Source organism: Streptomyces bohaiensis, from assembly GCF_012033785.1.
Classification (GTDB): domain Bacteria; phylum Actinomycetota; class Actinomycetes; order Streptomycetales; family Streptomycetaceae; genus Streptomyces; species Streptomyces bohaiensis.
Map to the genome: position 1 here is coordinate 1 of NZ_JAAVJC010000182.1, position 9,710 is coordinate 9,710.

Consider the following 9,710-nt stretch of genomic DNA (forward strand, 5'->3'; position numbering starts at 1 on the left):
GCCGCGCGGGAGGCCGGCACCCCGGATGGCGGCGGTGGCGGTGGCGGTGGCGGTGGTGGCGGTGGCGGTGGCGGTGGCGCGCGAGCCTCCTCGACTCCCCCGGCCTCGCCGGAGCCGCCCGGTCGTGCGCCCGGTCGTGCGCCCGGTCGTGCGCCCGGTCGTGCGCCCGGTCAGCGCCGCCGGGGCCGCACGGGCGCCATGGCGTCGCGAACCTCGGCGAGCAGCCGCCGCATCGCCGTCTCGGCCGCCTCGTGCTCCCCCGCGGCGACCGCCCGGGCGACCTCGTCGTGCAGGTCCAGCGCCTCGGGCACGGGGCGGTGGGGCATCAGACCGAGTTGGGTGCGACCGCGCAGCACGGCGGCGACCACGTCGGTGAGGGCGGCGAACATCTCGTTCCCGCTGGCGCGCAGCAGCAGCGAGTGCATCTCGACGTCGAGGTCCATGAAGGGTTCGAGCCGGCCGGATTCCCCGAGGGCGCGCATCTCGACGGCGAGCTCCAGCAGGCGTTCCCGCTGGGAGGTGGTGGCTTCCCGTGCCGCCGCCGCGGCGGCGAGGGGTTCGACCGCTATGCGCAGCTCGGTGAGGGAGCGGAGCTGGGTGTCCCTCCCCGGGCCGGCGAGCCGCCACCAGATGACCCGGGGGTCGTAGACGTGCCAGGAGCCCGGGGGCTGGACCGTGATGCCGACGCGGCGGCGGGAGACGACGAGTCCCATCGACTCCAGCAGCCGCATGGTCTCGCGGGCGACGGTCCGCGAGACGCCGAACCGTTCCTGGATGCCGTCGAGGGTGAGGCCGTGACCAGGGGCGAGGGTGCCCGCGGTGATCTCCGACCCGAGCGCGTCGAGCACCGACCGGTGGAGGGAGGCGCCGTGGCCCGCTCCGGTGTCCGCTCGCTCTGTCCCCACGTCGGAACCCTATCCTCCGCTCCCGCCGGCGGACGCCGGGAGCCACGCGCCGGGGTCGGCCGGTGACCGGGAAAACGGCCGGGAGGCGGACCGGCCGAGCACGGGGACGACGCAGCGCCACCGGTCGCGCACCCGCCGCTGACCTGCGACGCAACCGTTATCGAAGCGAGTGTGCCGACCGCGCCTCCGGGGGTTCCCCTGCCGGAAACATTGGTGTTACCTTTCCCCACCATTGGTAACACCTTTCAGTGAGGAGAGGCCCATGTCGCCGACCACGCTCGTGGTCATGGGGGTGTCGGGAGCCGGCAAGACGACCATCGCCGAGCTGCTCGCCGACCGCCTCGGCTGGCCGATGGCGGAGGCGGACGCGCTGCACCCGCAGTCCAACATCGACAAGATGTCGGCCGGGACACCGCTGACCGACGCCGACCGGCTGCCGTGGTTGGGCATCATCCGCGACTGGATCAGCGAGCGGGCCGCCACCGGCGCCTCCGGCGTCGTGAGCTGCTCGGCGCTGAAGCGCAGCTACCGCGACCTGCTCCGTGAGGCCGAGGGCCGGGTCCGGTTCGTGCACCTCGACGGCAGCCAGGAGCTGATCTCCGGCCGACTGCACCTGCGCACCGGGCACTTCATGCCGCCGACCCTGCTGGCCTCGCAGTTCGCCGACCTGGAACCGCTCGGCACGGACGAGGACGGCGTCACCGTCGACCTGCGCCGCACCCCCGACGAGATCGTGGACGCCGCGCTGGCCGCCCTCGGCCTCACCCACCCGGCCTGACCGGGCGGGCGGCGCGTCCCCCGCCGCCCGGCCGCCCCCCACCCCACCGACCCACCACGTCCCGCACGGCAACGGAGCTCACGCATGGACCCCACCGACACCTGGACGCAGACCATGGGCACCGGCCCACTGCTGGCCATCGCCGCCGCCGCCATCGGTGTGCTGTTGTTCCTGATCATGAAGCTGCGCGTCCACGCGCTGCTCGCCCTGATCCTGGTCAGCCTGCTCACCGCGTTCGCAGCCGGCATCCCCTCCGACCAGGTGGTGGACACCCTGGTGAGCGGGTTCGGCTCGACCGTGGGAGGCGTGGCCCTCCTCGTCGGTCTGGGCGCTATCCTGGGCCGGCTGATCGAGGTGAGCGGCGGCGCGCAGGCACTCTCGGACGCCCTGATCCGCCGCTTCGGCGAGGACCGAGCCCCCTTGGCGCTCTCCATCGCCTCGCTGTGCTTCGGCTTCCCGATCTTCTTCGACGCCGGCCTCGTCGTCATGCTGCCGATCGTCTACACGGTCGCCCGCCGCGTCGGCGGCGGCATCCTGCGCTACGGCCTGCCGGTCGCCGGCGCCTTCTCGGTGATGCACATCTTCGTGCCGCCGCACCCGGGCCCGGTCGCCGCCTCCGAGCTGATGGGCGCGGACATCGGCCTGGTCATCCTGCTCGGCCTCGTCATCGCCGTCCCGACCTGGTACGTCACCAGCTACCTCTTCGGCCTCTGGGTCGGCAAGCGCATCGTCCTCCCCGTCCCGGACATCCTGACCGGCGGCGAGCAGGCGGAGAAGGACGAGAACCCGCCCTCCCCGCTGACGGTGATCGCGCTGCTGATGCTGCCGCTGGTGCTGATCTTCGGCAACACCGGCCTCAACACCGCGGCGACCGCCGGGTGGGTCGACGGAGACGCGGGCTGGGTCCACTTCCTCCAGGCCATCGGCGCCACCCCGATCGCGCTGCTGATCACCGTCCTGGTCGCCATCTACGTGCTGGGCACCCGGCGCGGCCGCGGCAGCGACGTCATCGAGAAGCTCACCGACTCGGCCCTCGGCCCGATCTGCTCCATCATCCTCATCACCGGCGCCGGTGGCATGTTCGGCGCCGTGCTCCGCGAGGGCGGCATCGGCGACGCGCTCTCCGGTTCGCTCTCCGACCTCGGCCTGCCGGTCATCGTCGTGGGCTACCTGGTCGCCACCGCGCTCCGCATCGCGCAGGGCTCGGCGACGGTCGCGCTGATCACCGCCGCCGGGCTGGTGCAGTCCGTGGTGCTCGCCGGCGACTACAACGCCGTCGAGGTCGCCGCCATCGTGCTGGCGCTCGCCGCCGGCTCGGTCACCGCCAGCCACGTGAACGACTCCGGCTTCTGGCTGGTCGGCCGCCTGCTGGGCATGGACGTCAAGACCACGCTGAAGACCTGGACCGTGCTCCAGACCACCGTCGGTCTGATGGGCTTCACCATGGCGGCGGCCATCTTCGCCATCGCCTGACGCAGGGCGGCGGCGCCCCCGGGCCCGCCGCCCCGCACCACGGACGCCCCCTGCTCCGCGAGATCGTCGCGGAGCAGGGGGCGTCCCTCGTTCACGGGCTCGGCCGGTCGACGGGAGCGAGCCGCGGGCGCGACCGGGCGGGGCGGGTCAGCGGTGCCGGGCCAGCCGCTCCAGCGCCTCGCCGGTCACCCGCTGCACCGTCCACTCGTCCATCGGCTCGGCACCGATCGACCGGTAGAAGCCGATGGCGGGCTCGTTCCAGTCCAGCACCCACCACTCCAGCCGCCGGTAGCCGCGCTCCACGCAGATCCGCGCCAGTGCCGCCAGCAGCGCCCGGCCGTGGCCGCCGCCGCGCGCCTCGGGCCGGACGTAGAGGTCCTCCAGGTAGACGCCGTGGGTGCCGGTCCAGGTGGAGTAGTTCCGGAACCACAGCGCGAAGCCGACGGGCTCCCCGGACTCCCCGTCCTCCGCGACCAGCGCGAACACCGCCGGCTGCGGGCCGAACAGCGCCTCGCGCAGCTGCTCCTCGGTGGCCTCGACCTCGTGCTCGGCCTTCTCGTAGGCGGCCAGCTCCCGGATCATCGCGTGGATGGCGGGAACGTCGCTCTCGCGTGCTGTCCGGATCATGCCCGGCAGCCTAGCGCCGGAGGAGGCCGCTGTTCGTGGCGTCGTGGTCCGTCGGACGCGACCCGGCCGAGGTCGCCGCATGTGCGGCACGCAGCGGGGCTCGAACGGTCCGCCGTCCGGCCGAGCCATCCCACCTTCGAGTGGGCCTCCCCCGTTCGCGGGGTGCGGAAGCGGCGGCCTGCCTACCGTCACGCCATGCCTTGCATCACCATGCCCGCTGTTCGGTACGCGCCTCACTGGGTCAGCACGGATGAGCTCGCCGCCGCCTACCGGGAGCACCACCCCCGCCATCCGCGCCTGGCGACCTGGATACGCATGGTGCGCAGCGCCGGGGTGGAGCAACGGCCCTGGCTTCGACCGCCGGCGAGCACAGGCGCCGCCGACGGCGTCGGTCCGCGATCCCGTGCCGCCTACGCTGCCGCCCGCGACCTCGCGGTCACCGCAGCCGCCGACGCCCTCGCCTCAGCTGGGCTCGGCGCCGACGACATCGACGCGGTGGTCACCTCGCACACGTCCAGCTACACCGTGCCCGGCTTGGAGGTGGACCTCATCCGCCGACTCGGGCTGCGGCCCGACGTCTCCCGGATCGGCCTGGCCACCGCCGCCTGCGCCGGTGGCGCCCACGCCATCGCGCAGGCCGCCCGTATCGCCCGCGACCGTTCCGACGCCGCTGTGCTGGTCGTCGTCAGCGAGGCGCTGTCCACCCTGTTCCACCCGTCCGGTGAACTCTCGCTCCAGCAGGTCCTGTACTCGGGGCTGTTCGGGGACTCCGCCGGTGCCGCTGTCGTCACGGGCGAGGCGACCCCGACGGACGGACGCCGCGTTCCGGTGGGAGAGGCGTGGGAGTACCTGCTGCCCGATTCCGAGGACGCCTACTGGGGCGTGATCGACCAACCGGGCATCCGCTTCGACTCAGGCGCCCGGTCGCGGAGTGCGCCGGCGCAGGTCGGCCCCGCGTTGACGGACTGGCTCGGCCGTGGCCCCGCACCTCGGTGGGCGGTCGTCCACCCCGGCGGCCCCGGCATCATCACCACGACGCTGGAAGCCATCGGCGTGGGGCCGGAGCAGGGGCACCACGCCCGCGCCTCCCTGGCTGAGGCCGGGAACCTCGGCGGCGTCGCGGTGCTGGACGTCCTCGCTCGCACTCTGGCCGCCCCCGTTCCACCAGCCGGCCCGGGGCTCCTTGTCGCCCACGGTCCCGGTTTCACCACCACCGCGCTGCGCCTGGGCGGTGTCCGCGTGTGATGGTGCGCCGACTCGCGCGCCCCGCCGGGAGCGGTCACCGGGGGCCGTGCGGCAGGTGCTCGGCCAGCACCTCGGCGAGGTGGCGGGAGCGGTGGCCGCCGAGCTGGTCGAGCTGGGTGCGGCAGGAGTAGCCGTCGGCGAGGATCTCGGCCTCGGCGGGCGCCTCGCGGACCGCGGGCAGCAGCTGCTCCTCGGCGCAGCTCACGGACACCTGGTAGTGGCCCTTCTCGAAGCCGAAGTTGCCGGCGAGGCCGCAGCACCCGCCGGAGAGCTCGCCGGTGAGGCCGGCCGCCTCGCGCAGCCGCCGCTCGGGGGCGTCGCCGAGCACGGCGTGCTGATGGCAGTGGGTCTGGCCGGCGACGGGCCGGTCGACGCGGGGCGGGCGCCAGTCGGGGGCCAGCTCCTCCAGGGTCGCGGCGAAGGTCCGGGTCGCGGCCGCCAGGCGCGCGGCGCGGGGGTCGTCGGGCAGCAGCTCGGGGAGGTCGGTGCGGAGCGCGGCGGCGCAGGGCGGTTCCAGCACGGTGACCGGGACCCCGGCGTCGAGAGCGGGTTCCAGGACGTCCAGGGTACGGCGCATCACGGCGCGGGCCCGGTCCAGTTGACCGGTGGAGACGTAGGTGAGGCCGCAGCAGACCGGCCCGTCGGGAAGCGCCGGCGTCAGCCCGGCGTCCGCCAGGACGGCGCGGGCTGCGTGTCCGGCCTCCGGAGCCAGGTGGTTGGTGAAGGTGTCGGGCAGGAGCAGCAGGTCCGCGCCGCGCGCGGCGCCGCCGCCGGGGAGCGGGGCACCCGGCTCGGTGGTGCGGGTGAACGGCGCGGTGGCGATCCGCGGGATCGGGCGCTCGGGGGTGAGGCCGCCGAGCCGTTTGGCGAGGGCGGCCAGCGGCGGGACGGCGGCGAGGGCGTTGGCCGGCCGGGCCAGGCGGAGCGCGGCGGTGAGGCGGAGCCAGTCGGGCAGCCGGCCCATGGCGTAGTGGGCGGCCGGGCGGAGCCGCCCGCGGTAGTGCTGGTGGAGGAACTCGGCCTTGTAGGTGGCCATGTCGACGTTGACCGGGCAGTCGGAGCGGCAGCCCTTGCAGGAGAGGCAGAGGTCGAGGGCGTCGTGGACCTCGCGGGAGCGCCACCCGTCGGTGACGATCTCCCCGGCGAGCATCTCGTGGAGCAGCCGTGCCCGGCCGCGGGTGGAGTGCTTCTCCTCGCCGGTGGCGCGGTAGGAGGGGCACATCACCCCGGCGCCGGGCTTGGTGTCGCGGCACTTGGCGACTCCGACGCAGCGGCGCACCGCGGCGGTGAAGTCACCGCCGTCCTCGGGGTAGCCGAAGGCGACGGGGACGGGCTCGCGCGGCAGCGGGGCGAACCGCAGGTGGTCGTCGAGGGCAGCGGGGCGGGCGAGGACTCCGGGGTTGAGGCCGTTGTCCGGGTCCCACTGGTCCTTGAACCGGTGGAAGAGGTCGACCATCTCCGGCCCGTACATCCGGGGCAGCAGTTCGGCGCGGGCGAGGCCGTCGCCGTGCTCTCCGGAGAGGGAGCCGCCGTGGGCGGTGACGAGGTCGGCGAGGTCGAGGGAGAACGCCCGGAACCGTTCGATGCCGGCGGCGGTCAACAGGTCGAAGTCGATGCGGACGTGGATGCAGCCGTCCCCGAAGTGGCCGTAGGGCAGCCCGCGCAGCCCGTACTCGGTGAGCAGGGCGCGGAACCCCCGGAGGTAGGGGCCGAGCCGTGCCGGGGGGACGGCGCAGTCCTCCCAGCCGGGCCATGCCTCGCTGCCGTCGGCGGTGCGGGTGGCGGTGCCGGAGGCGTCCTCGCGGACCCGCCACAGCGCCCGTTGGTCGCGGGGGTCGGTGACGACGGTCTCGCCGGTGGTGGTGCCGGTGGCGGCGCGGCAGACGCGACGGGCGGCGGCCTCGGCCTCGGCGGGATCGGCGCCGCCGGTCTCGACGAAGAGCCAGGCGGCGCCGCGCGGCAGGTGGGCGCGGCTGGCGTCGCCGACGAGGTCGGCGGCCATGCCCTCGACGGTGAGGGGGTGCAGCGGCAGCAGGTCGGGCGCGGCCTCGGCGGCGGTGGACTCGTCGGGGTAGCCGAGGACGGCGAGCGCGCGGGCGGGCGGTGACGGGACGAGGCGGACAGTGGCCTCGGTGAGGATGCCGAGGGTTCCCTCGCTGCCGGTGTGGGCCCGGGCCCAGTGGGCGCCGTGCTCGGGGAGCAGCTGGTCGAGGGCGTAGCCGGAGATGCGGCGCGGTAGTTCGGGCATGCCGGTGCGCAGCAGCGCGAGGTGGTCGGCGACCAGCCGCTCGCCGGCGGTGCGGAGCGCGGCGGGGACCCCGGCGCCGCCGGGGGCGAGGTGGGCGTGCTCGCCCCGGTAGGTGAGGACGGTGAGGTCCTCGACGTTGTCGGCGGTGGTGCCCCAGGCGACGGAGTGCGAGCCGCAGGAGTTGTTGGCGATCATGCCGCCGAGGGTGCAGCGGCTGTGGGTCGAGGGGTCGGGGCCGAAGGTGAGGCCGTGGGGGGCGGCGGCGTCCCGGAGCTGGTCGCAGATGACGCCCGGTTGGACGCGGGCGGTGCGGGTGCCGGGGTCGAGGTCGAGGACGCGGTTCATGCGGCGGGTGAAGTCGAGGACCACCCCGGTGCCGGTGGCCTGGCCGGCGATGCTGGTGCCGCCGCCGCGGGCGGTGACGGCCACGCCCCGTTCGCGGCAGACCGCGAGGGTGGCCGCGACGTCCTCGGCGTCGTGCGGGACGACGACGCCGTGCGGGACCCGCCGGTAGTTGGAGGCGTCCATGGTGGTGAGGGCGCGGTCGGTGGTGGAGAACGCGACGTCGCCGCGGACCGCCGCGCGCAGGGCGGCCGCCAGTTCGGTGGTCTCGGTGTCACTCGCCATGCCTCCAGCCTGCCCTCTCCGGCGCGGCCGCGCCCGGCTCGACGACCCGGGTGTCGGCCGTCGGTGGGCGGGACGGGTGAGCCGGGCGGGTGAGCCGGGCGGGTGGCCGGGCGGGTGGCCGGGCGGGTGAAGCGTCGCCGGTCGGCCGGGGTCGGGCGGCGCGGTCCGGCGTCCGGACGGGGTGCGGTCCGGGCGCGGTGGGAGCGCGGTGGGAGCGCCGCGGGGTGGCGGAATCGCATCGGTGGCTCCGGGCGATCGGTGGCCGCCCGGGAGCGCCGGCGGGGTCCGGTCGGCGCCGCATGCGCCCCAAGAGATGACCCAAGCCACCGTGGTGACAGAACGTCAGCTGTCACTGATCAGCAGTGACCGATTCCTTCACAGGAACTCTACGCATTCAGACGATAACTCTCCTATAGTTGCTGCGAATTGCGCGTGCGCGCAGAGTGACGACCCCGTTCCCCCTACAACTGTCTCGCCAGGATCAGCCGCCCGAGGACCTCATTGATGACAGCGCAACCCGCCGCGCCCCACCGCCGGGCGGAGCGTCCCCCACTGCGTGACCCGTTCCTGGCGCTCCTGGTGGTGGCTCTCGTCATCGCCGTGCTGGAGACCCTGGTGGTGGAGGACCCCAGCTGGGTCGTCCGCACCCTGTACGGGATCGGCGGCGCCGCGGTCGTCACCGCGGTCTTCTTCCGCGCCGTCGCGGAGCAGCGGCGCCGGGCGACCGCCCGGGCACGGGCCGCGCTGGCCCGACACGAGGAGGCGAGCGCCGTCCTGGCGGAGCAGGTGCTGCCGGCGCTGCTGGAACGGCTGCGTGACGGCGACTCGGCGGAGACGGCCCTGGCCGCCTGCCCCTCGCCCGACGACGCCTCCCACCGCTCGGTGCTCCGGCAGGTCGCCGAGGAGGTCGGCCGCGCCGAGGCCGCCCGCGCGGCGACCACCGCCGCCGGCGCCAACGCCGCGGGCCGCATGCAGGCGCTGGCCACCAGCATGCTCGCCGACCTGCGGGAGATGGAGCACCGTCACGGCGGGGAGGACGTCCTCGCCGACCTGCTGCACCTCGACCACCGCACCGCGCAGGCCGGTCGGATCGCCGACTCCATCGCGGTGCTCACCGGTGCCCGCTCCGGACGGCGCTGGGCCAAGCCCATCGTCATGGAGTCGATCCTGCGCGGCGCCATGGGGCGCATCGCGGGTTACCAGCGGGTCCGGCTCCACTCCACCAGCACCGCGGCGATCGCCGGCCACGCCGCCGAGGGCGTCATGCACGCGCTGGCCGAGCTGATGGACAACGCGACCAGCTTCTCGCCGCCCACCGCCGAGGTCCACGTCTACGTCGAGGAGGTGCCCTCCGGCATCGTCGTCACCGTGGAGGACAGCGGGCTGGTCATGGGCGAGGTGGCGCTGCGGCGCGCCGAGCAGGCGGTCACCGCCGAGAAGCTCGACATTTCCGCGCTCTCCGGCACCCGGCTCGGCCTGGCCGTCGTCGGCTCCCTGGCCCGCAAGCACGGGCTGACCGTGTCGTACCGCCCCTCCGCCCGCGGCGGCACCGGTGTGCTGGTGCGCATCCCCCAGTCGCTGGTCAGCCACCCGCAGCGCGACGACGCGGCGGAGCCGCCGGCGACGCCGTCCGTGCCCGCCCAGGACCTGCTGGCGGGACTGCCCTCCCGCCGCGCCAGCCGGCGGACCTCCGCCGGCGCCCACCCCGCCCCGCTGGTAACCCGCGATGCGCCCCATGGCGCCGCGCAGGATCGACTCCATGACGATGGGCTTGGCCCAGCGCCGTCCGGAGCGGGCACCGGTGAGC

7 protein-coding genes are annotated in these 9,710 nt (G+C 74.9%); 4 read left to right on the forward strand and 3 right to left on the reverse strand.

Going from position 1 to position 9,710, the window contains the following annotated elements:
• Positions 1 to 170 precede the first annotated feature (170 nt).
• A complete protein-coding gene (locus HCN52_RS17570) occupies positions 171 to 905 on the reverse strand; it encodes a FadR/GntR family transcriptional regulator (protein ID WP_168089403.1) in 735 nt (244 codons plus the stop codon).
• A 262-nt stretch (positions 906 to 1,167) separates the two neighbouring features.
• Between HCN52_RS17570 and HCN52_RS17575 the strand changes: the two genes are divergently transcribed.
• Together HCN52_RS17575 and HCN52_RS17580 are read left to right on the forward strand one after the other, a co-directional pair.
• Positions 1,168 to 1,683 (forward strand): gluconokinase, encoded by a 516-nt coding sequence (locus HCN52_RS17575; RefSeq protein WP_168089404.1) that lies wholly within the window; start codon positions 1,168 to 1,170, stop codon positions 1,681 to 1,683.
• Between the two features lie 84 nt (positions 1,684 to 1,767).
• A complete protein-coding gene (locus HCN52_RS17580) occupies positions 1,768 to 3,156 on the forward strand; it encodes a GntP family permease (protein WP_168089405.1) in 1,389 nt (462 codons plus the stop codon).
• 147 nt (positions 3,157 to 3,303) lie between these two features.
• On the opposite strand, the gene HCN52_RS17585 is transcribed toward HCN52_RS17580, so the two are convergent.
• Positions 3,304 to 3,783, reverse strand: coding sequence for a GNAT family N-acetyltransferase (locus tag HCN52_RS17585; RefSeq protein WP_168089406.1), 480 nt, complete (start codon positions 3,781 to 3,783; stop codon positions 3,304 to 3,306).
• A gap of 195 nt (positions 3,784 to 3,978) precedes the next feature.
• On the opposite strand from HCN52_RS17585, the gene HCN52_RS17590 reads away from it, so the two are divergent.
• Entirely contained in the window at positions 3,979 to 5,028 is a 1,050-nt protein-coding gene (locus tag HCN52_RS17590; RefSeq protein ID WP_168089407.1) for a beta-ketoacyl-[acyl-carrier-protein] synthase family protein, read from the forward strand.
• A gap of 34 nt (positions 5,029 to 5,062) precedes the next feature.
• Here HCN52_RS17590 and HCN52_RS17595 read toward each other — a convergent pair whose 3' ends face one another.
• Complete coding sequence (locus tag HCN52_RS17595; RefSeq protein ID WP_168089408.1) at positions 5,063 to 7,903, reverse strand: FAD-binding and (Fe-S)-binding domain-containing protein; 2,841 nt, start codon at positions 7,901 to 7,903, stop codon at positions 5,063 to 5,065.
• Between the two features lie 504 nt (positions 7,904 to 8,407).
• Here HCN52_RS17595 and HCN52_RS17600 point away from each other — a divergent pair.
• The coding region (locus tag HCN52_RS17600; RefSeq protein WP_168089409.1) for an ATP-binding protein at positions 8,408 to 9,710 on the forward strand (1,303 nt) is incomplete at its 3' end.